Origin of the sequence: Microcoleus sp. AT3-D2 (genome assembly GCF_036705715.1) — a bacterium.
Classification (GTDB): domain Bacteria; phylum Cyanobacteriota; class Cyanobacteriia; order Cyanobacteriales; family Microcoleaceae; genus Microcoleus.
Genome location: NZ_JAUBVE010000034.1, coordinates 1 through 23,211, shown reverse-complemented (window position 1 = coordinate 23,211; position 23,211 = coordinate 1). Strand labels below are relative to the sequence as shown.

The window sequence follows — 23,211 nt, the reverse complement described above, 5'->3', positions numbered from 1 at the left end:
TTTATAGTTCCCCGCGCACAAGTCCTGATTTGGCATAAGCTGTTGTGCATTTAAAATGCGTGTTTTAGAGGTTGAAACCCAATGCTTGCTTAGATAGCCTCGAAAATTTAAATGATGAACAGCTTACCCATAAAAAATGGAAACGTGCTTTTATCCCTGGCTATTGTCTATTTAAAATCTAAAACCGGGAAAGGTTTCGCCGCTTCCATCTGCGCCGCTAAAGCAATTAAAGTTGCTTCCGCAGCCGGCCGCCCGATAATTTGAATTCCCACGGGCAAACCGTTGTTATCTAAAATAGCAGGAAGTGCGATCGCAGGCAAACCGCTAGCATTAAACGGCGGACAAGGAGCAACCCAATTAATGATCCGCTGCAAAGTTTCTTCAAAACTCAAATCGGCCCACTCCCCAACCCGGATTGGCGAGTGCATATAAGTCGGCAAAACTAATACATCAAATTTTTCAAAGAATCCCACAATCCGCCGTGAAATAACCTGCATTTGATTCACCGCCCGCAAATATTCCCCAGCCGAAACAGTTCTTTCCAACAGCCAGCGATTCATCGGTTCCAAAGCAGGGCCTGGAATGCCGCTTGCAGCCGCCCCTGACTGCCAAATTGCGGTAAACGGTTCGATTAAACCCGTAAAATCCGGGCATCCAGGTTCGATATCGTGACCCAAATCAGTCAATAATTTTACGGTTTCGAGTACCGCTTGCTGACAGATAGCCGCAGCCTCGCCCACAGGGGAAATAGTCGTAGAAAACGCAATTCGCAGTTGGCCCGACTTTTGACGGGAAGCCTCTAGAAACGTCGGATTTGAATCGGGTAGCCAGTACGGATCGCCTGTTGTGTAGCCTGACATCACGTCCAAAAGTGCGGCGGCGTCAGCTACAGTGCGCGCCAGTGGGCCGTTAACAGAAATGCCGCTGAGGTAATCTCCAACAGGTGCCCAGGAAACTCGCCCCCGCGACGGTTTAATGCCCACTAAACCGCAGCAGGAAGCTGGGCCTCGAATCGAACCGCCGCCGTCTGAACCTTGGGCGATCGCGCACAAACCCGCTGCTACAGCCGCCGCTGAGCCGCCGCTGGAACCTCCCGGCGTATAGTCTAAATTCCAGGGATTGCGCGCGGGCGGGAAACCTTCGGGTTCGGTGTAAGGCAATGAGCCAATTTGAGAGGTTGCTGTTTTGCCCAGAATGTTAAATCCCGCTGCTTTGATCCGCCATACTACTGACTCGTCGTAGGCAGAGATGTTACCCAGCAAAGCCTGAGCGCCGTAGGTACAGGGAACGCCGGTAACTGGTGTCAAGTCTTTAATGGCGATCGGCACTCCGAAAAAAGGTGGCAATTCCTGTGACTTGTTTAACCCAGCTAGTTGTTCGGTTTGGGATTTAGCCAGGGCGATCGCCCGATCGGCTGTTACTGTAAAATAACTGCCAAGCTCAGGGTTTAATCGATCGATCCGTTCCAAATACAGATTGACAATTTCTAAAGGCGACACTTCTAGGGCGCGAATCGACTCCGCCAACTCCAGAGCTGGAGTAAAAGCCCGATCGACAGAATTCATCCGTTTAACTCCTTAATAGTTGGGCAAAGTATAATTTAATACTGTTGAGTTGCGGCCAACTCTTTTCCTTAAGAAATTTATCCGAAAAAGTCAAAAATCCATATTTGATCATATATCGAGAGTGATAGCATCCTCCAATTGGCATAATAGTTCCTTAGTAGTGCAGCACTACGACCCCCTCTTGGGATAGACTGAGAACAACAGTTAAGCTCTTGTGCAAGAGACGCACAATGGCGATCGGCATTGTTCAACTCCCACAAATCATCTGTTCGAGTCAGCCTTCTCACCAACTTAAGGTAGCGCATATGACACAACAGCATCCGCCAGCTCCTCGCCCGCCCGTACCCGGAGTTCCCCCACCGCCAGGAATGCCCCGCCCTCCAGCTCCAGGGATGCCCCCCAGAGCAGCAGGAATGCCGCCAGCACCGCCACCGCCTGCAGCCGCGCCGCCTGCAGCCGCGCCGCCTGCAGCCGGGCCCCAATCCTTCGCCACACCTAAAAACCCGATCGCAAGCAGCGGTGGCTCTCCGACTTTGAAAGAGCTAGTTTTGCGAGCCAAAGAAGAAGGAGTATCCGACCTTCACCTCGGAGTAAACGAATTCCCGCGCTTCCGCACGCGGGGCGAGATTGCCGACATCGGCTATCCACCGACGGATTTAGATACGTTTTTTGGCTGGTTGCGGGAGTGCATGAGCGATGAAGAAATTGAAATTTTCCAAAAAACCCTAGACTTTGACGGCGCTTTCGACTTCGGGTTCGTCCGGATTCGGATCAGTTGCATGGACTCCTTAGCCGGGCCGGCGATGGTGCTGCGGTTAATTCCTGCCAAAATAATGACATTGGAGGAATTGAAGCTGCCGGAGGTCTTTAAGAAAATATGCGGCTACCACAAAGGGCTGATTTTGGTGACGGGGCCGACTGGTTCGGGCAAGTCTACCACCTTGGCAGCGATGATCGACTACATCAACAAGACTAAAGCCTACAACATCATCACGATCGAAGACCCGGTAGAATTCGTACACGAGAGCAAAAAATCCTTGATCAAGCACCGGGAAGTCGGCAGGCACACCCTCAAGTTTATGAACGCTCTCAAAGGCGCTCTGCGGCAAGACCCGGACATGATGCTAGTAGGAGAAATTCGGGACAGAGAGACGGTGGAAATCGCCCTCAAAGCCTCTCAGACAGGTCACTTAGTTGCAGGAACTCTGCACACCAACAGTGCGATTAAAACCCTGAACCGGATTCTTGATATGTTCGGGGCGGAAGAACAGGATGCCATACGGGTTTCAATTTCCGAATCCCTAGTGGCGATTATTGCTCAACTGCTGTGCAAAACCACAGACGGAAAGCGGGCTGCTTTCCACGACGTTATGATCAATACCGACGTGGTTAAGGAATACATTCTGAAGGGGCAGAATGAGGAAATTAATCAAATCATGATCAAAGATACTTATGAAGGCATGACGACGATGAATAAGTCGCTCTACGGCCTTTATCAAGAAGGTCGGATTACGGAAGAACTTTGTGTAGAGAACTCGCCGTTCCCGAACGAAATGGCTCAGATGCTCCGAGGTCGAGTCTAAAGGTCGAGTGTTAACAGTTAGCAGTTAAAAGTTAACTGTTAACTGTTAACTTTTATTGGTGTACTGAATTGAAAGTCGATCGCCCGATTTTGCCAGAAATTTTCAAAGGCATTGCGCTGTTTACACCAGGGGGAGACTTAATCTATTGCATAGACCCCCACAAGCAAACTCGGTGGCATTTGCAGTTGTGCGTAGCTCTACAGGAGATCCTCGGTTTGTCGGAACCGCCGCATTTTCTGATACCTTGCTACACGGCAACCGTTGACTGCTGGCTCGATCCAGGTGATCGGCAGGTGCGGCTTGCTGCCGAGGCTTACCCCCCCGTGCTGCGACATCAAACCCTGCTGAACGCCATTTTTGGGACTGGCGACTTAGTGTGGCATCCCCGGAGCGAAGAAATGTGCGAACCGATGGCGATTGCTACTTATCACGAACAATTCCCCGAACTTTGGCAAAATCACGACTTAGTTGTACAGTATGCCAGCCCCGAAGCTCGATCGGACTGGAGCAGTTCGACAGTAACTCCCTTGGGCTTTCCGCAATCGCAGCAGACTCGGCTTCCCAAACCAACAGCACTCACCCCACCGCCACAAACTCAAGGGTACGTTTTGCGTCTGTTTGTTTCCGGCAGCAACCCCAGCACCGAACGCACCCTCGAAACTTTACACCAGTTCTTAGAGAAATGCCTCGATCGTCCCTACACTTTAAAAGTAATTGATGTTTTGAAACATCCAGACCAAGCTGAGGCAGATCAGATTTCAGCAACTCCTACTTTGATTAAAATCTGGCCGAAACCCGTGCGACGAATTGTCGGGGAACTGAACGATGATGAAAAAATAGTGCGGCTGCTGAGCTATTCGGAATTTTAGATTGGGGCGAGGATTTTTGCGATTATTTAATACGGGCGATCGCGGTTTTAGTAGCGATGGAATTAACAACATTTAGTAATTCAGTCCTGGGCGCAAAAAGTGGTTTGACGTTCTACTTATATCGGTCAGGTATTCTTGGGCCGTACACCCTAAATATAGAGGTTCTGCATCCAGGAGTGAATTGCGGGTGAGGCACTGCACTCACCGCGAATAATTAGGGTAACTTACTTGGCTTGAAAATGGTGGTAAGGTGCGCCGAAGAGCACCCTACTTTACCACAATCAATCTGGCAATCAGGAGAATTGACGACCGTGCCTGAAGTAAAAAAAGTCGATCGACTTAATCAGGAATACAAACATCAGGAGCGCACAAACCGGGGAAATCCAAAGTTGCGACTTCCAGCGTATCCAACTCAACTCTCCGAATTACATGATTGTTCGTATCAGCAACAAACAAGTGAGACCCGATCGCGCTCAACCCTGAAGGTTCAAAAAATCGAGCCTTGAGACCTTTAGCATCAACCAAACCCGCTGTACCATCTCCAATCATTGTTCTGCACGTACCGCCCCGGTGGTCGATCCGCTTAATTTTGTGATTGTAAGTATCAGCCACCCAGAGGTAATTTTGAGCGTATTCAACACCCAAACAGTGCTGCAACCTTACCTCATCACCGCGACCATCTTTATCTCCAAAACCAAACAATTCACCGCTACCGCAAACAGTGCGAACCTTCGGGTCTTCATCTATACCCACAGCCCGAATCGAACTAATTTCGCTGTCGGCAACAAACAACTCCGATCGATCGGTCGCCAGGCCGCTGGGCTGAGAAAAAGCAGATTCTGCAATATTCCCGTCCACACAGGATTCTCGGCCAATACCCGCATAAGTGCCGATCGTGCCAGTGTCTAACTGCATTTCCCAAATTTGGTGGGAACCCGCCATTGCAATAAAAAGCCTATTTCCAACTCTTTCTAAATCCCAAGGCGAATTCAATTGCATTTCTAAACCCTTGCCGCTGCGGGGTGAAATTTCGTGACTTTGTTCGCCCGTACCAGCAACAGTTTCTACCCGTTGAGTCGTAAAATCAATTTTTCTGAGAGCATGATTTTCCGTATCAGCAACATATAGAATTTGACTTTCTGCATCAAAAGCCATACCTTGAGGTGCAAAAAACTCAGCCTCTTCAAAGTCCCCATCAGTTAAACCCGGTTTGCCACTACCGATAACGTGCAGCACCTCACCTTCGAGGGTGCTGACAACAATCCTATTGTGGCCGGAATCGGCAATAAATAAGCAAGAACCGACTAAGTTTTGTATGACAGAATTAGCAGGCCCGGGCAATACAGTTTCATCTACAGATTCATTTTCCTGGCTCATTTCGCCCAAAAGCGCGACCTGTTGGTGAAGATGTTTTGCCTCCGTTGCAGCGATCGCAAATGCCAGCACTTTACCGGGAAAAGCCAGCGGTGTTGATACAGGTTTGCGCTGTTTTTCTAAGGTAAAACTGAGTTGTTTAAAGTTGAGTGCATTTTTATCTTTGTATTCAGCAATTAACTTGCCAACTAACTCGTCAAGTGCTTCTCTATTGCCTTCGCCGGAAACAAAGCCAACGACATAACTTTCAGGATCGATCACCATTAAAGTCGGCCAAGCGCGAACCGCGTAGCTTTGCCAAACTTTCATTCCGCTGTCAACGATTACAGGATGTTCGATATCGTAGCGGAGGATAGCTTGGCGGATGTTTTCTACTTCTTTTTCGTTTTCAAATTTAGCCGAGTGAACGCCGATAACCGTGAGGGAATCTTTATATTTTTTTTCGAGGTATTTTAAGTCTGGCAGGACGTGCAAGCAGTTGATGCAGCAGTACGTCCAGAAGTCGAGGAGGACGACGCGCCCTTTTAAGGATTCAATGGATAAAGGTTTTTCGGTGTTCAGCCAGGGGTAGTTTCCGGGGAATTCTGGTGCTCTGACGCGAGGCATGGCATCTCCTGGGTAGGATGTGAATGATTTTTTTACTTCTTTAATTTAGCGGGAAGTTTCGCGGGATGGGGAGAAAGCTGGTTAAATCAGGGTTTTTGGACATAGGCAAGATGGCTGTGGCACAAGAGGGGGGCAAGGGAGGCGATCGGGCTTCATTGTCCTTGTTGCGTATAAATACTCAAAAAATTCCTGTGTAATTAACATCTAAAAATCTTAGCCAAGATGCTTGACATTCCTGGCTGGTCAGTTTAAGCTATATCTATGAATCTTAGCCAAGGTTCTTAGGAACCAGCCAATGTCTAAAATTATCTACGATGTCATCCAACGTTTTGAGGTAGAAGACGGCGTACCCCGCCTGATTTCAACCAATATTCAAGTGATTGAAGGTGGCGAAGATTTAATGTCTTCTGCTGCAACTTTACTCAAGCAAATGGGCTTCTATGACAAGTTTGAAGAGAAGCGAACCTCTCAATATATAGGATACAGAGTTAAGAAGCCAGGGAAAGGGGATAAACGTTATCAAGTTGTTTTTCAAGAGCGAAAGGATAGTTTGTTTATTTCGATTCCTCAAGATATCTTAGACGAACATATACTCAGCTTCAAGTATTGGACATTGGTAGAAGTAGAACCTGAACTTAGAGCAGGATCAGTCTGGGTTTTACCTAGTAAAAAAGACCTTTTTTTAAATTCAATCGATCCGCGATTTACTACCCTAATAGAAGGGAAAATAACGGGAACTTTTTATATAAATGAAATTAGAGAACAACTAATAGACTATTCTGATCTACCAGAAAAAATCAACGTTTATTTTGCATCCTGTAAACGACGCACAATTCTCAATATTCCCCTAAAAAAAAATGAAAAAGTTCCCATTGAAACCTTAAGTAATAGGGACAGCTACGTCATACTCAGCGAAGATAAACTTTTTCCCTACGCATGGCAGGTTTCTATCAGTTCAAGTGAAGTTCTAGAAGAGTTCCTGGGTCACTTTGCAAAAATTATCATGGAGGCACAATAATGTCTGTCAAAGCCAAAAGACTTGTCAACCCTTACGAAGAAAGAATGCTCGAATTTCTTCATACCTGTGTAGACAACAACTATAAAATTCATACACAGGTTAGCTTATCCCAAATTTGCGAACAAGTCAGCAACCTTGACTGGGAACTAAAAAAGTTTTTATTTAGCCCCAGTGCTGTCGATGCTCTAATCACAGACTTGAACTACAATCCTTGCCTAGTATTAGAGTTTCAGTCTCAATACCACGATAGCCCAGAAGCGAAAGAGCGCGATCGTAAAAAAGCCACTTTACTTGACTTTGCCAAAGTTCCCTTAATTTACTCGCGGGTAAAAAACTGTGGTTTGTTATATCTCTCCTCTCAAAATGAAGAAGTAGTTTACAATTTATACACAGGACAAAACAGGGAAAATGCCCAAAGGCTAATCACACAATATTGCAGGGAATCAGTCGCGCCTCAAGTTCAGCTTATAGCTTGGTAACTAGGAATAGTTATATATCCGACTATTGGTACATATACCGGGCGATTAGAAATCGCGGGTACACAGACAAAACCCGTCTGCGCGGGTTGAGAAGAAGAGCAATCGTAGATTAGGTTGAGGAACGAACCCTCCGTTTCACTCCGACCAACTTTCTTGTTTGTAGCAAAACTTTTTTAAATTGGCACGATTCAGTCCGCGCAGGCGGACTTTGTTTGTGTAGGCGCGAAGTCAAAACCGTTGTTGTTTTTATAAATTACATAACCAACGACAAATAGATGCAACTTGATTCTCCTCATTCAGATTGGCAGCATTAGTGAGAGTCCCGTTTTCCAGTTGATGCCAAATTTCACTCGCCATCCTTGTCGCCACCGCTGAAGCCACAAAGAAAGTCAGAGGTGAATGTCCAACCCGGAAAAAAGCTTCGCGTATGCGATTTAGTGCCGCTTGTGCCGTTTTCCAATGCTCATCTGCACCGGCAGGATCGATTCCGCCTTTAAGTTCGCCCAATGCAATAACATAAGGTGCCACCATAGATGGGTCAATTGCGCTGGATTGACTGGCTACCAACTCCGTCGGGGCAAGATTAAATAAACATAAATCCACATTGCTCCTGACTAGCGGAACAGTTAGGTTATAAATCAATGTGCGATTACCCAGCTCGCTCTCCCAACTTATTCCACGTAAAGACAACTCAATTTCTGTGTCATCATTTGTCATTGCTATCCACTTTTTTGTCTTTGAGTGTTGCCAGTAATATCTCTTACCAGCAATGGTGAGAGTCGAGAGGATAGCACGAGTTAGTTTTCTTTGTGCTAATGCTCCGCCAACATTACGCATTGAGCCACCAAGCGTGTCACCACGAGTCAGTAGAAATCTAAAGACCAATTCCTCCACAAAATTTGTGCCTGCTGGCTCAAGAAAATTCCTGATTAGACCATTGATAGCTTCAATTTTATCATTTGGCATCAAATGAGCAAGAGACTTGTCAGATAATCCTGCTGCAGTCAACAATCCCATTTCAATGCCCTTAACATTTAACAAATCAGTAGGACTCTCAGCTTGACCCGCAGCTTCTTGAAGTGCTCTTGCTTGGGCGACGTAAGGGGTAGCGCGTCGATTTTTTTCAAGGGCAAGTGCAACAAAACCCGCACGAGTGTCTTCATATGTTGTGACAAGATCGTCACTGGATTGAAGGTGGTTACGATAAACACACATAGGTTTCCAGTTATTGTTTTTTCCATACATAAACGCACTTCCTCAAAGGAGCGCGTCCATAGTTGCCCATCTGTTGACTACTATTCCCCTTATCACCTGGTAAGACGAGAATATTTTCCGTAAAAAAGCCTAGCTTTTCAGCAAAATCAGAAAGAATCATGTCCACTGAAATGCTTATACCTGCGTAGCGCACATTGTCATTAACCATAAACAAAAATGCCCCAGGTTTAAGAATACGAAAGCTTTCTTGTATTACACAAGCCATTTCATAGAAATATCCTCTTACCATTCTTGGTATACCATTGTTATTCAATACGCCCTGTGACTTTTGGCTGTCCAAATATCTTAATATAGCCTGCAATAGAGTTTGCGAATTAGCAATACTTAAAGCTACTTCCCAAGCCTGATTGATAGCCAATAAATCTTTGGGGTGATTCTCAACCGTACAACTTAGCATTTCCTGACGCAGATTAATTAATTCCTTTTCAGAAATTCCTAGTAAAGCTAGCTCTAGTGCATAGGTGCGAGTATAGTCATATCGATTGCAGTAGGGTGGAGATGTAATGATTGCATCGTATGTAGAGTCCGGCAAACCGGGCATTATCTTCAGACAAGAACCTTGATGCAAATTAATTTTGCCTTGATTATTCTGAGTTTGAAAAAGCTCAAGTTGTTGTGTAGGAGGTTCTAAGTCGTTAACAAGTTCATTGAATTTTTGGGTAATAGCTTTACTGAACTCAAGAACCTCACCTTTATTGAAGGACTTCTTTGAATGACCATGATCTGAACGGTAATCCCAACGAAGATACTGTCCATCTTTGCGTGTATAGCTTACGGATTCTAAAACACACAGTAAAATCAAGACTAAAACTGATTGAATCTTAATATTTTCTTGATAACAAGCTCCAAGATATTGCTCAATTTCTATTTTATTTTTTTCCGGGTAAGCTCCCTTAGTGATTCTCAATTCTGGCAGAGTGACTTGGCCCTCAAATTGTTTCCATATTTGCCCATTAAACCATGTCTTTAGCCGCTCAAAATCATCAAGAGTGAAGGCAGTGTCTAAAAGGATTTTGGTATTAATTATATGTTGACCGATAGGTAACAATTCAATACCCTCACCATCTATTCCCAAGTCACTAGCAGCAAATAAAGCAGTTCCACTACCTGTAAAAGGATCAAAAATCTTGCCTTGAATGACTTGATATTTTTGAAATAAAAACTCGACCAGAGAAACGGAAAAAGCTTCCTTGTACTTGTACCATCGATAGATTGGTCTAGTTTTGTTAGCCTGAAAACTAACCAAAAGTCTGGTCAGGGAGGGCTGGACTACAAACTTGTCTTGAAAGCGATCGTGTAATTGCTTGTCAAGGTTATCAATCTCTCCCAGAAAGTTACTTTCCACTTCAGAGGCCATATTGGAGATGCTTGACATATTTACCATGACTAGAAATTATTAAATAACTAACTGTCATCGTAGTATACCAGTATCTCCAATCAAAGAACCGGCAGAGGTCGCTACTCTTGTAAATTCTCTCTGACGAACCAGAGAATTAACCGCTTCAGAAATTCGCCCCTCTTACTGAACCCCAATTTTCTCCTTGGTTTTGCCGGCTGTTATTTTCCAGCATCACCAATACACCGTTAATTTTATTCGGGTCGATCGCACTTGCGATTGAGTTAAACCACAGATTGATATTCTGCGGTTCTCCTTGCAATGGCAATAGAACCAGATTGGGGTAATATTGCTCTCTATCTCGATCGCCTTCCGGTGACAAAGCAGCATTTAACCATTGACTAAAATTCTCATTCTCGATTTTAATTAAATCACCCAAAAATACACCCTCTACGACTTCTCCCTCGCTAGCACCTAGCAATTGTTTAGCTCGATCGTTAGCGGTAATAACCTTACCTTTTTTATCCGTGGAGATGACACCATTAGGGAGCGATCGCACTATATCTTTATGTCTGTTTTCTTGTTGTTTGACCTTGGAAAACAAGATAGCGTTTTGCAGGGCGACTCCTGCTTGGATGTTAAACGCTTTCATAAATTCCATGTCGGTTTGACTGAAACTCGCTTTCCACTGTTCGGGGGCTTGCGGCCAGTTTTCTGGGTTGTATGGGGGGAAATCTCCTTTCTTTGTTTTGTTGACTAATTGAGTCACTCCAATCAATTTATGGTCTGCATTAAACACTGGCATACACAGCATACTGCAAGTGCGGTAGCCAGTTTTTTTGTCGGTTTCTGTGTAAATTCCAGGCCGGGAGTCGTCGTAGATATCAAAGGGAATCAGCAGCGGTTCGCCGGATTGAGCCACAATACCTGCCAAACCGGCGGTTCTGGGTATGCGAATTTCTTTAAGGTTGCCGCCGATCGGGATTTTCGTCCACAGTTCGTCTTTATCTTCGTCGATCAGCCACAGGATACTGCGATCGGCTTGCATCAGTTCTTGGGCCCCATCCATCACCCGCTTCAAGGTATCATCTAAGTCTAAACTGCTCCGACAAAGAGCGCTGACGGCGTGCATCAGTGCTGTCGCGGCCAGTTGTCTTTGATTTAGTGCGTACAAAGATTGGACTGACTCTAGAATTAGGCGAATCGACGGGGCAAATTCTCGAAAAATTTGTTCGTCTGCTTCAGTAAATCCTACCTTGTCAATCTGTTCGTCTAAAGTACCATAATCTTGGTGGTTCGGCTTGAGTTTATTAATGAGTTGAACTACTGCGATTAACTTGCCTGTTTCTTCATTTAACAAAGGCATAGCCAGCATTGTAGAGGTGCGATATCCTGTTATGTCGTCAACTTTTTTGGCGTTTACAGAACGTGGGTCATCATAGAAATCATAGGGAATATTTACCACTTTTTTCTCCGTGGCTACTTCTCCCGCAATGCCCAGATGGGCGGGAACTCGGATCTCTAGGCTTTTGCCATTTTCATCTTTGGCTACAATTGCCGAGAGTTCATTCGGCTCTTCATCGAATAGAAAAATTGTGGCTCTATCTGCATTCAACAATTCCCCTGTTTGTAGAGTAATCTTCTGCAACTTTTCATAAAGGACTGCATCAAATCCTCGCTCGTCAATCATATTATCTAGGAATGACAGGATGAGATTGAGAATTTCACGCTCTTGATGTCCTTCGCAACAAATATCTCTAGTAACAAATCGAAAACTCTCGCGGCTCAGAGGTTTTAAAATATCGCTCAAACTCATACAATAACTCCTATGATAATTTTCATCAGGCACTCTCTAAAGATAACTATCAGCAGAAAGAGTTGAAAGAGGTATATCTGCGGTGAAAGCTACCTCCCCCATTCCAACAAAATTTAACAGCAACCGCCGCCGCTATAATGCCAAGTCGAATCAGTAATTAACACCTTATCGGGCATTGATCCCCCCAATTTCCCAGCAGTTTTATCGCATACCGCCGCCGGAACTCCCCGCTGCAAAACGTGGCCTGCTCCGTCATCAAACAGATCTTCATACCCCGTATAAATCGCCGTCTTGCCAGTGAAAATGCAAGCTCCATCCTCCGGTACATCCACTTTGAAAGACACCGAATCCAGGCTTTCTAACAGCAAATCCGCTTCCAATTGATAATTGTGTTTGTCAAGCAATCGGTAAGGACGGCGCGCCCGCACTTCGACTTGCCCAAAACCCACGTCTACAAGGTGTTGAACGTATTCTGCGTATGTCAAAGCGCCGGACAAACACAAGGCCCGCAAGCGTTGGTCTTCCTTTAAATGCTGCGGAATGGGGCGAGTTGCGATCGGATCGCTCATCAACAATCTGCCACCCGGTTTTAACACCCGATAAGTCTCTTTTAATGCTTTAGCTAAATCCGCTGGTTCAAAGATATTAAACAAGCAGTTTTGGGCGACAACATCTACAGAAGCATCCGGCACCGGCAACGCAAAAGCATCGCCTTCACAAATTTCTACAAAACTCGGATCAAACCAATCATTTTCGTGGGCGGCTATTTGCAAGTTTCGTGCCGCCGCATCTCGCATTGCTGGAACCGGATCGACGGCAATAACTGCTCCTTTGTGTCTAGAAAAATATGCAAATTGTAGTGCTTCCAAGCCGCCGCCGACGCCTACATAAAGCACGAAGGGATTGCCGACGAGTTCAGCGGCGTGAACGGTTGTGCCGCAGCCGTAATTCATTTCCTGCATTTGTTCGGGAATTTTTAATCCTGGCAATTGCAAGGGATTGCTTTGGACGCAGCAAAGTCCGATTTGGGGTGTTTCGGCAACATCACTGTAGAATTTGGCTGCTGTTTCGAGGTAGGTCATTTTTTAGTGTTCTTTAATTGTTAACTGCAGATAGATCACGAGCGCGACGCCGATGCAACGAAGAAGCCCAGAAAGTTTTTGTTAGGTGGCAAATTCGACTTTTTGTTCGGATTTGGGCGGATTTTCGGGTTCGGAAACAGTTGTTTCGGGAGGGGCTAATTCGGTGGTTGGCTGGCTAGGAGTTTCAGCGGCAACTGGTGGCGTTGGCGGTACAAGATTGGGAGATTGTTCTGGTATCGCGGGAGCGACTACTTTTGGTACTGGAGCTTTTCCTGTTATTTCTGGCAGGGTTGGTGGCTCTGAAAAATTAGCAGGTTGCTGTTCTTCACGCAAGAAGTTGCGGAACCGATTGTAGTATCCTTTATATTCCTGTTTTTTTGTTTGGGGAGATGCTGTTGGGGTCGGTTCTATTACTTGAACTGGTTCTACATTTTTCGGCGCTTCTAACTGTGGAGTTGCTGCCGGTGTCGGTTCTATTACTTGAACTGGTTCTACAATTTTTGGGGTTTCTAACGGTGGAGTTGCTGTCGGTTTCGGTTCTATTACTTGAATAGGTTCTACAATTTTCGGCGCTTCTAGTTGGGGGGTTGCTGTTGGTGTCGGTTCTATTTCTTGAATGGGAGGAACTTCGGGAGCGACTGTTGGCTCTAAGCTGGGTTCGGTAACAGGGGTTTCTGGAACCGCTGGTGAGGGTTGGACAACTGGTGTTTTTTCTAATGCAGGTGTCGGTGTCGGTTCGGGGGTTGGGGTTGGTGTCGGATCGGGGGCTTGGTAGGTGCGATCGACTATACCGCGAGTTTCTGCTGCTGTTAGTTCGCCCCGCACTAATTTTGAAAGAGGATCTTGACCGAGCGGTTGGAAAGTGATCAGTCTGACTGTATTATTAAAGGCGTTTTTGACGATATTTCCCCGTTCGTCAATTAATTCTAGCTGTACCCAGTTTTTCCCTGGTTTAAATCCTTTAAGGTATATAGGTTGCCACTGGTCGATCGCAAAGCTTTGGCCGTTGACTGTGGCTCGAATTTTCCAATCGAGTATTTCATCTTGGGAATTTTCTTGCGCCACTTCGTGCGGAGGGGCATTTGTCAAGTAAAAGTCGAGCAGGATGGGTTCTGCCCCATAGCTGCCTTGGGGGCTGTTGTACGTTAATAGGGGCAATGTTCGATCGGGATTATTGTCGTCTGTTTTGGTAAAAACGTGAAAGGTGGTTTGAGCTGCGGCACCTTCGTTTTTAAAGCTTTCTTCCCAAGGGCGGGCGGCGAACACCTGCAGGGTATGGGTTCCGGGTTCTAAGTCGGAGAGCGTTAAAGGTTGGTTGATGTCGTAAACTGCTGCATAAGGTTGGTTGTCTAATAAAACTTGCAGATGGGGGCCCAAACCCAAGTTTGCATCTTTGAAAATGGGCAAGTCCTTCACTTGGAACTGAACAGACACATTTATATCCTGAAGCACTTCGTCAGGTTTTGGATTCAAAATACTAATTTGAGGCTGGTAGATTTCTAGAGCCTGACGCAGTTGTTGGATGGCTTCTGGGGGAGAAACCTCTGAGATTCTGTTTACTGGGGCGGTAGCTGAGCCGCTCTTGTTCCCTGATTTGGGCAATTCGGGATGGCCGGCGCCACAACTTGCTAAACCCAAAATTAATACTGCTACTGCGAACAATGCCAGCAGCCTGCCCACAACCGTTCTGTGCCAATTGATCCCAATCACGCAACGATACTCCTAGAAGCCTTCTCATAGGGAACTATAGCCCAAAAATGAATTTAGTATTGGGGAATTCTACCTCATGAATTCCAAAGCCGCGTAGGAACCCGGATTGAGGCAGCAGCGGGCAACTCATCCTCTCCCACTCTTAATTCCCGCAGCCTTTTTCCAAAACATCTATCTACAAATGAGTAATCCTAAATTACCTTATCTTTGAGTTTTGTAAAGTTAATGGCAGTACCCCTTGACTTTTTCGAGGGACTGTGGGATTTAAAGGCGTTATTACATCAAGAATTGAGCCTTTTTTAAGTATTGTTAACAAGCGATTAATACTTCTCTAGCAAGCTTATAATTCATAAAACTCCCTCAAAAGAAGCAGCCGTATCAAGTCTGAATCAAGGACGCGATCGGCGGCTGCAGATAGCGAGAAGAGTTAGCAGTACCCAGTCACATTGTTAGCGACACTGGGAAACTGGCTTCTTCACAGAAGCAAAATGCTTGGGGAGACGATGAACCTGCGTCTAGCTCTGCAAAGAGTAAAGTGCAGTGAAGTGTCGGCTTTTTCGAGAATCCCCCGCCTAATCAAGCGTGGGGAGTGTCCGGTACAGTGTTCAGTTCTCGTTCCTTGTCTTACCGAGAGGAGAGTCTTCATGACCATTAGTCCTCCAGAGCGAGAGGTAAAAGCTAGGGTAGTAGTCGATAAAAATCCGGTTCCAACTTCTTTCGAGAAGTGGTCAAAACCCGGTCATTTTGATCGCACTCTAGCTAAGGGGCCAAAAACCACCACTTGGATTTGGAACCTCCACGCTAACGCTCACGACTTTGACAGTCATACAAGTGACTTAGAAGACGTTTCGCGCAAAATCTTTAGCGCTCACTTCGGCCACTTGGCAGTAATCTTCGTATGGTTGAGCGGCGCATATTTCCACGGCGCTAAATTTTCCAATTACGAAGCTTGGCTGACAAATCCTACAGCCATCAAGCCCAGCGCTCAAGTGGTCTGGCCGATTTTTGGTCAAGAAATTTTAAATGCAGATGTAGGCGGCGGCTTTCACGGGATTCAGATCACCTCTGGTCTATTCCAACTGTGGCGCGCCAACGGCATCACTAACTCATACCAGCTATATTGCACTGCGATCGGCGCCCTGGTAATGGCAGCTTTGATGCTGTTTGCCGGTTGGTTCCACTATCACGTCCGCGCTCCGAAACTGGAATGGTTCCAGAACGTGGAATCGATGATGAACCACCACTTGGCAGTTTTGTTAGGCTGCGGGTGCTTGGGCTTCGCAGGACAACAAATTCACGTTGCTCTGCCGATCAATGCTTGCATGGACGCGATCGATGCAGGTGCACCGCTGACAGTCGGCGGTAAGCTGATCAAAACAGTTGCCGACATCCCCCTGCCGCACGAGTGGATTTTGACACCGGGCTTGATGGCTGACATCTACCCGAGTTTCGCTAAAGGTTTAACCCCCTTCTTCACCCTCAACTGGGGCGCATATACAGACTTCCTGACCTTCAAAGGCGGTCTGAACCCCACCACAGGCGGTTTGTGGCTGACTGATACAGCACACCACCACTTAGCTTTGGCAGTGCTATTCATCGTCGCTGGTCATATGTACCGGACGAACTGGGGCATCGGCCACAGCATGAAAGAAATCCTAGAGAACCACAAAGGCCCCTTCACTGGTGAAGGTCACAAAGGTCTCTACGAAATCCTGACTAATTCTTGGCACGCGCAACTGTCGATTAACTTGGCACTGATGGGCTCTTTGAGCATCATCGTCGCCCAACACATGTACGCGATGCCTCCCTATCCGTACATCGCGACCGACTACCCGACTCAGCTATCCCTGTTCACCCACCACATGTGGATTGGCGGATTCCTGATTGTTGGAGCAGCCGCTCACGGAGCAATCTTCATGGTTCGGGATTACGATCCCGCTGGAAATGTCAACAACTTGTTGGATCGCGTGATCCGTCATAGAGATGCGATCATTTCCCACCTGAACTGGGTTTGTATATTCTTGGGCTTCCACAGCTTCGGTTTGTACGTTCACAACGACACGATGCGCGCTTTCGGTCGTCCTCAAGATTTGTTCTCGGATACCGGGATTCAGTTGCGTCCGATATTTGCCCAGTGGGTGCAAAACATCCACGCTTTGGCTCCGGGCACAACAGCGCCTAATGCTACGGAAATCGTTAGCCACGCTTTTGGCGGCGGTGCAGTAGTAGTAGCCGGCAAAGTAGCGATGATGCCGATCGAGTTGGGTACGGCGGATTTCATGATCCACCACATCCACGCTTTCACCATTCACGTTACAGTCCTGATTCTCTTGAAGGGCGTGTTGTTTGCACGCAGTTCTCGCTTGGTTCCTGACAAAGGCAACTTGGGCTTCCGGTTCCCTTGCGACGGCCCCGGCCGTGGCGGCACCTGCCAAGTTTCTGGTTGGGATCACGTGTTCCTAGGCTTGTTCTGGATGTACAACTGCATCTCGATCGTGATTTTCCACTTTAGCTGGAAAATGCAGTCGGACGTGTGGGGAACAGTATCGCCAGACGGCACAATTTCTCACATTACCGGTGGCAACTTCGCACAAAGTGCGATCACGATTAACGGCTGGCTGCGGGACTTCCTTTGGGCGCAAGCTTCTCAGGTGATTCAGTCCTACGGTTCGGCACTGTCGGCCTACGGTTTGATGTTCCTAGCAGGACACTTTGTCTTCGCCTTCAGCTTGATGTTCCTGTTCAGCGGCCGCGGCTACTGGCAAGAACTGATTGAGTCGATTGTTTGGGCTCACAACAAGCTCAAGGTAGCTCCGTCGATTCAGCCTCGCGCTCTGAGCATTATTCAGGGTCGGGCTGTGGGTGTAGCTCACTACCTCCTAGGAGGAATTGTCACTACGTGGGCATTTTTCCTAGCGCGAATCATTTCGGTAGGGTAAACTACCCCTAGGTTTTGGATTCTCGATTTGGGAGGAATCTCAAATCGAGAATCCAAACTCCGAACCGAATCCCTTCAATTTTGTTCAGGATTCAGGATTAATCAAGGCTTATGGCAACGAAATTTCCAAAATTTAGCCAAGACCTTGCCCAAGACCCGACCACACGGCGGATCTGGTACGGGATTGCCACAGCACACGACTTTGAAAGCCACGATGGCATGACCGAAGAAAATCTTTACCAAAAGATTTTTGCTTCTCACTTCGGCCACCTAGCAATCATTTTCTTGTGGACATCGGGCAGCCTGTTCCACGTAGCATGGCAAGGTAACTTTGAACAGTGGATTAAAGACCCTCTAAACGTCCGCCCGATCGCTCACGCGATTTGGGACCCGCAATTCGGCGCTCCAGCAGTAGAAGCTTTCACTCAAGGCGGCGCTTCTAACCCGGTGGATATCTCTTACTCTGGTGTCTACCATTGGTGGTTCACCCAAGGGATTCGGACAAACGCCGACCTGTATCAAGGAGCTATCTTCTTGCTACTACTGGCGGCAGTCTTCCTGTTCGCAGGTTGGTTGCACCTCCAGCCCAAGTACCGCCCCAGCTTGTCTTGGTTCAAAAATGCTGAATCTCGCCTCAACCACCACTTGGCTGGTTTGTTCGGTGTCAGCTCTTTGGCTTGGACTGGTCACATGGTTCACGTTGCTATCCCCGAATCTCGCGGACAGCACGTAGGTTGGGACAACTTCTTGTCTACCCCGCCTCACCCGGCCGGTTTGGCTCCGTTCTTCACTGGTAACTGGGGCGTATACGCCGAGAATCCAGATGCAGCGAGCCATGTCTTCGGTACTTCCGAAGGCGCTGGAACCGCAATTCTGACTTTCTTGGGTGGCTTCCACCCTCAAACAGAATCCCTGTGGCTGACAGACATCGCTCACCACCACTTGGCGATCGCAGTTCTGTTTATCGTTGCCGGTCATATGTACCGGACTAACTTCGGTATCGGTCACAGCATCAAAGAAATGTGCGATGCTAAAGACTTCTTTGGCAAGAAGGTTGAAGGCCCTTTCAATATGCCTCACCAAGGCATTTACGAGACCTACAACAACTCGCTACACTTCCAATTGGGCTGGCACCTCGCCGCTTTGGGCGTAATTACCTCCTTGGTAGCACAGCATATGTACGCGATGCCTCCCTACGCTTTTATAGGTAAGGACTTCACGACTCAGGCTGCGCTTTACACCCACCACCAGTACATTGCTGGATTCATCATGGTCGGCGCTTTCGCCCACGGAGCTATCTTCTTGGTGCGGGACTACGATCCTGAAGCAAACAAAGGCAACGTGCTCGATCGCGTGTTGCAGCACAAAGAAGCGATTATCTCTCACTTGAGCTGGGTGTCGCTGTTCTTGGGCTTCCACACTCTCGGTCTGTACGTTCACAATGACGTTGTAGTTGCTTTCGGTACTCCTGAAAAGCAAATCTTGATTGAACCAGTGTTCGCACAGTTCATCCAAGCTGCTCACGGAAAAGCTCTCTACGGCATGGACGTGCTGTTGTCTAACCCTGACAGCATTGCTTCTACCGCTTGGCCCAACTACGGCAACGTATGGCTCCCAGGCTGGTTGGATGCGATTAACAGCGGTACTAATTCTCTGTTCTTGGCGATCGGACCTGGCGATTTCTTGGTTCACCACGCGATCGCACTAGGCTTGCACACCACCACCTTGATCTTGGTCAAGGGCGCTCTGGATGCACGCGGTTCTAAGCTGATGCCGGACAAAAAAGACTTCGGTTATGCTTTCCCTTGCGACGGCCCCGGCCGTGGCGGTACTTGCGACATCTCTGCTTGGGACGCGATGTACCTGTCTGTATTCTGGATGTTGAACACCCTAGCTTGGGTAACGTTCTACTGGCACTGGAAGCACCTGGGCATCTGGCAAGGTAATGTGGCTCAGTTCAATGAGTCTTCTACCTACCTGATGGGCTGGTTCCGCGATTACCTCTGGCTGTATTCTTCCCAGTTGATCAACGGTTACAACCCGTATGGTACTAACAACTTGTCAGTCTGGGCTTGGATGTTCTTATTCGGACACCTTGTTTGGGCAACTGGTTTCATGTTCCTGATCTCTTGGAGAGGTTACTGGCAAGAGTTGATCGAGACTTTGGTTTGGGCTCACGAGCGCACTCCTTTGGCTAACTTGGTTCGCTGGAAAGACAAGCCTGTTGCTTTGTCGATCGTCCAAGGTCGTTTGGTTGGCTTAGTTCACTTTACTGTGGGCAACGTCCTCACTTACGCGGCCTTTGTAATTGCCTCGACGGCCGGGAAATTCGGGTAACTCTGAACTCTGGTTTCTAGGTAATTAACTAAAATCCCCCGCCTTCTAGCGGGGGATTTTTTTGTATATTTCTGTAAGGAATTACCGCATAGGAAACAGTGCTATAAAGAAGAGAACGCATCATTCATATATTCATGTTCATATTATCGTGTCTCAATTATTCAACCGCATCCCTGGACGAACCTATTTATTACTAGCAATCATTATTTTTGCTGCCTCTAACTCTGTCATTCGCAAACTGACCGATTTAGGAGCCCAGAACGCGATCGACGGCAGAAATTTGATTTCACTTTGTAATGTTTTATTTGTAGGGAATCTCTGCGCGTTAGCAGTTTTATTCCTGGTTTATCGCCAGCAATGTACGGTGCAAAATTTCCGATCGATTCCCAGTAAAACATGGTGGGGATTGATCGGAATTTCTTTGCTCTCTGGGGCATTGGCTCCAGCCTTAACTTTTATGGCGTTGGATTTAACCGCTGTCAATAATGTGGTACTGATTGGACGCATCGAGCCGCCTCTGATTTTAGCGCTGTCCATTCTAATTTTGGGCGATCGCGTCAATCTTTGGGTGATTGCGGGGGCAATCGTTTCGTTTGTGGGTGTTGCACTGACTGTTGTATTGCAAGCACCGACTACCGATATGATGGACATGGGCGGATTGACGATTGGCAGAGGCGAATTCATGGCAGCAGGAGGGGCGATCGCGTTAGCCATTTCGACGATTATTAGTAAAGTCATGCTCAAGCAAATTCCGTTAGGATTGTTCTCTATTATCAGAACAACACTGGGAACGGTTGTTTTCTTTATTGCCGTTTTAATCTTATATACTCCCACCCACTTTATCGATGTTTTTGCGCCCTTCCTCTGGCAGTGGATGCTCGTCTATGGTGCGATTATTGTTGTTGGCGGACAACTGTGCTGGTTTACGGGACTAAAAACGACGGGCGCGGCAGATGTATCCCTCGCCAGTTCGTTTAGTCCGATCGCAGGGATTTTAGCCGCCTATTTGATTTTATCGGAAACGCCAACAACAGCTCAATACATCGGCGGCAGCATCATTTTAATCGGGATCGTTCTCAATCAAATTGGCGTTTTTCGCAAGCAAACCCAATCCGCGCCTCAACTTCCTGTAAGTCCGGCAAAAGAGATGGATATGGAGGTGGGATTCAAAGGGATTTAATGGTGAATACCCAGCCTTAGTTAAGGGGCGATCAAGTCAAAACTTAAAAGGGATTGGAATATACTACAGATTCTTAGTTACAATAAGTAACCCTAGAAGTTGATATTCGCAATAGTCCGATTAATGTTCGTCGGCGCCAGAAGGCGAAGTGGTTGGCTGAGTCTGTTAAGCACGAATAAAAGTTCAATTTTATGAAACCTGTTCTGAATAAAGGGCAACTGACAACCTGGAAAGACGATCGGGGGTTTGGCTTCATTAAACCGGATGATGGCAGTAAAGAAGTTTTCTTGCATATCAGTGCGCTGAAGGAAGGAAGTCGTCGCCCAAAAGTCGGAGATACGATTTTGTACGAGCAAGTTGCTGAAACAGACGGGAAAGTACGTGCAACTAGAGCATCAATTCAAGGTGTTGCACCTCGACATCAGCCAACAAAGCAGAAACCACAGAAACGCGGTGTACTCAAAACAGTTTTTGGTATTGGGATTCTGGCTGTCATTGTGGTTCTTACAATGGAGTTTAGTCCTAGTCGTTCACCTTCTCCAATTACATCGATCGCCAAACCAGGATGTACTATCAAAGGCAACATCTCGATCGATACAGGCAATAAGGTTTATCACCTTCCAGGCATGGAAGATTACGAATCAACAGTTATTGATCCAGCTAGGGGTGAGAGATGGTTTTGCACAGAGTCAGAGGCGATCGCAAATGGTTGGCGTAAAGCACCGAGGTAGCCACAGCATCTCAACAACTGGGCTGCACCAGAACGTATAGCCGAATGAAAAATCAATGCCAAAAGTTAAGAGAATAGGCGAGTTTAAAATCTGTTGTCTTACTTGATTATGAAATTAATGGCCATCTAGATAATCTGAATAAACCTCTTTCTCATGTTTGCTTCATTGTGAAATTCTTGCAAAGTGATTGGCCGTAAAGCTGAAACTGTTGACCTAGTTTTCCTCAACCTCTCAAATCTCGCCATTCACCTGCATTTGATGCACCTTTTCGGCTAATTCTTGTAGGCGCTTTTCGTCCAATTCGTCAATCGCCAGCATCCCGACATAGAAAATTTCCTTCAGCCTTAGTCGGGTTGCTAGCGCCTTTTTATGCACAATATTCTTAATAATGGAGCTGACTCCACTGGCGGTACTTGCTCTGGTCACAAAACTAACCGGAGATTAACAACTTCGATTAAATCTTAGCACTTTTCACCTGAGCTTTTAGCTGCGATGCAACTTGTTTAACCGCGTTCTGACAAGACGCAACACAATGTGAAGTCAATCAATCCGCAAATGCTGACTTATCTAAGAAATATTACAAAATCTACCGTAAGATGATTTGATGGTAAAGTTATCAATTGATGTGGAGAGCGATCGCTCTTTCCCATCGCCTCTTTACCATCCCACAGAGCGCAAAGACTAAGTTTAGTTGGGCTTATACTTCGGCTGTCGGCTTCTTAAGCCTATGTATCTGTAAATGAATTAGTGCTGAAGATTCAATTAACCATATTACCATCACAATTGGAGATTTTTCAATGAAACTCAGTAAATCTTTGGCAATGTTGTTGACATTAATTTGTATGACAGTCATAGTAGTGACTACTTTCAGATTAAGCCCTAGTTTCGCTCGTTCTACGCCGGCGATGTCAGCACAAGAATCAGCAGAAAAAGTAACTACAGATCTGATTGCACAAGGTGACGGAAGACCATCTCTCTACAATAGGCTAGGAGGCTACAACGCGATCGCAGCCGTCATTGATGATTCAGCAACTTTCATATTCGCTGACCCAGTAATTGGTAAATACTTTATTGGCTTGGGTACAAACTCACAACAGAGGCTGCGTCAGTTGTTAGTGGATCAATTCTGCCAAGCAGCAGGGGGGCCTTGTGTTTATACAGGGCGGACTATGAAGCTTTCGCATAGTGGAATGGATGGAGGTCTGACGGACATTGAATTTAATGCTTTTGCTAACGATAAGTAGCTAGACAAAATTAATTACATAGTTTTCTCCAAATTCTTTCAGGATTTTTTCCACAGAGGTAACAAAAG

The 23,211-nt window shown here is 46.6% G+C and carries 17 protein-coding genes; 9 read left to right on the top strand and 8 right to left on the bottom strand.

Going from position 1 to position 23,211, the window contains the following annotated elements; all coding sequences use genetic code 11:
- Positions 1–167: 167 nt before the first annotated feature.
- Positions 168–1,565: an amidase gene (locus QUB44_RS15885; protein ID WP_333369127.1), complete on the bottom strand. Its 1,398-nt coding sequence runs from the start codon at positions 1,563–1,565 to the stop codon at positions 168–170.
- A gap of 305 nt (positions 1,566–1,870) precedes the next feature.
- Here QUB44_RS15885 and QUB44_RS15880 point away from each other — a divergent pair, with 305 nt between their 5' ends.
- Together QUB44_RS15880 and QUB44_RS15875 are read left to right on the top strand one after the other, a co-directional pair.
- Positions 1,871–3,148 carry a type IV pilus twitching motility protein PilT gene (locus QUB44_RS15880; RefSeq protein ID WP_333369125.1) on the top strand — a complete coding sequence of 426 codons (1,278 nt, stop codon included), beginning with the start codon at positions 1,871–1,873 and terminating at the stop codon, positions 3,146–3,148.
- A 68-nt stretch (positions 3,149–3,216) separates the two neighbouring features.
- Positions 3,217–4,017, top strand: a complete 801-nt coding sequence (locus tag QUB44_RS15875) for a circadian clock KaiB family protein (RefSeq protein ID WP_333369123.1) — start codon at positions 3,217–3,219, stop codon at positions 4,015–4,017.
- A gap of 339 nt (positions 4,018–4,356) precedes the next feature.
- Here QUB44_RS15875 and QUB44_RS15870 read toward each other — a convergent pair whose 3' ends face one another.
- The gene (locus QUB44_RS15870) at positions 4,357–5,997 is read right to left on the bottom strand and encodes a thioredoxin-like domain-containing protein (RefSeq protein WP_333369122.1); all 1,641 of its coding nucleotides are present in this window, start codon (positions 5,995–5,997) and stop codon (positions 4,357–4,359) included.
- A 295-nt stretch (positions 5,998–6,292) separates the two neighbouring features.
- Here QUB44_RS15870 and QUB44_RS15865 point away from each other — a divergent pair, with 295 nt between their 5' ends.
- The gene (locus QUB44_RS15865) at positions 6,293–7,015 is read left to right on the top strand and encodes a hypothetical protein (protein WP_333369120.1); all 723 of its coding nucleotides are present in this window, start codon (positions 6,293–6,295) and stop codon (positions 7,013–7,015) included.
- Entirely contained in the window at positions 7,015–7,494 is a 480-nt protein-coding gene (locus QUB44_RS15860) for a DUF2726 domain-containing protein (RefSeq protein ID WP_333369118.1), read from the top strand. Before QUB44_RS15865 ends, QUB44_RS15860 begins: the two co-directional genes overlap by 1 nt.
- Positions 7,495–7,740: 246 nt before the next feature.
- Here the strand turns inward: QUB44_RS15860 and QUB44_RS15855 are convergent, their stop codons facing one another.
- The 5 genes from QUB44_RS15855 to QUB44_RS15835 form a co-directional block, all read right to left on the bottom strand.
- Complete coding sequence (locus tag QUB44_RS15855; protein WP_333369116.1) at positions 7,741–8,739, bottom strand: type II restriction endonuclease; 999 nt, start codon at positions 8,737–8,739, stop codon at positions 7,741–7,743.
- Entirely contained in the window at positions 8,720–10,126 is a 1,407-nt protein-coding gene (locus tag QUB44_RS15850; RefSeq protein WP_333369114.1) for a site-specific DNA-methyltransferase, read from the bottom strand. The genes QUB44_RS15855 and QUB44_RS15850 overlap by 20 nt, the downstream gene beginning before the upstream one ends.
- A gap of 145 nt (positions 10,127–10,271) precedes the next feature.
- The gene (locus QUB44_RS15845) at positions 10,272–11,921 is read right to left on the bottom strand and encodes a GAF domain-containing protein (protein WP_333369112.1); all 1,650 of its coding nucleotides are present in this window, start codon (positions 11,919–11,921) and stop codon (positions 10,272–10,274) included.
- A 113-nt stretch (positions 11,922–12,034) separates the two neighbouring features.
- The gene (gene arsM / locus QUB44_RS15840) at positions 12,035–13,003 is read right to left on the bottom strand and encodes an arsenosugar biosynthesis arsenite methyltransferase ArsM (RefSeq protein ID WP_333369110.1); all 969 of its coding nucleotides are present in this window, start codon (positions 13,001–13,003) and stop codon (positions 12,035–12,037) included.
- Positions 13,004–13,084: 81 nt separating this feature from the next.
- Entirely contained in the window at positions 13,085–14,713 is a 1,629-nt protein-coding gene (locus tag QUB44_RS15835; RefSeq protein WP_333369108.1) for a hypothetical protein, read from the bottom strand.
- 644 nt (positions 14,714–15,357) lie between these two features.
- Between QUB44_RS15835 and psaA the strand changes: the two genes are divergently transcribed.
- From psaA to QUB44_RS15815, 4 genes are all read left to right on the top strand, one after another.
- Positions 15,358–17,652, top strand: coding sequence for a photosystem I core protein PsaA (psaA, locus tag QUB44_RS15830; protein ID WP_333057330.1), 2,295 nt, complete (start codon positions 15,358–15,360; stop codon positions 17,650–17,652).
- A 110-nt stretch (positions 17,653–17,762) separates the two neighbouring features.
- Positions 17,763–19,988, top strand: coding sequence for a photosystem I core protein PsaB (gene psaB, locus QUB44_RS15825; protein ID WP_333369106.1), 2,226 nt, complete (start codon positions 17,763–17,765; stop codon positions 19,986–19,988).
- A 148-nt stretch (positions 19,989–20,136) separates the two neighbouring features.
- Positions 20,137–21,168, top strand: a complete 1,032-nt coding sequence (locus tag QUB44_RS15820; protein WP_333369104.1) for a DMT family transporter — start codon at positions 20,137–20,139, stop codon at positions 21,166–21,168.
- Positions 21,169–21,359: 191 nt separating this feature from the next.
- Positions 21,360–21,899 carry a cold shock domain-containing protein gene (locus QUB44_RS15815; RefSeq protein WP_333369102.1) on the top strand — a complete coding sequence of 180 codons (540 nt, stop codon included), beginning with the start codon at positions 21,360–21,362 and terminating at the stop codon, positions 21,897–21,899.
- A gap of 231 nt (positions 21,900–22,130) precedes the next feature.
- Here QUB44_RS15815 and QUB44_RS15810 read toward each other — a convergent pair whose 3' ends face one another.
- Positions 22,131–22,325 carry a hypothetical protein gene (locus tag QUB44_RS15810; RefSeq protein ID WP_333369100.1) on the bottom strand — a complete coding sequence of 65 codons (195 nt, stop codon included), beginning with the start codon at positions 22,323–22,325 and terminating at the stop codon, positions 22,131–22,133.
- A 371-nt stretch (positions 22,326–22,696) separates the two neighbouring features.
- Between QUB44_RS15810 and QUB44_RS15805 the strand changes: the two genes are divergently transcribed.
- Complete coding sequence (locus QUB44_RS15805) at positions 22,697–23,143, top strand: group 1 truncated hemoglobin (protein WP_333369098.1); 447 nt, start codon at positions 22,697–22,699, stop codon at positions 23,141–23,143.
- Positions 23,144–23,211: the final 68 nt, after the last annotated feature.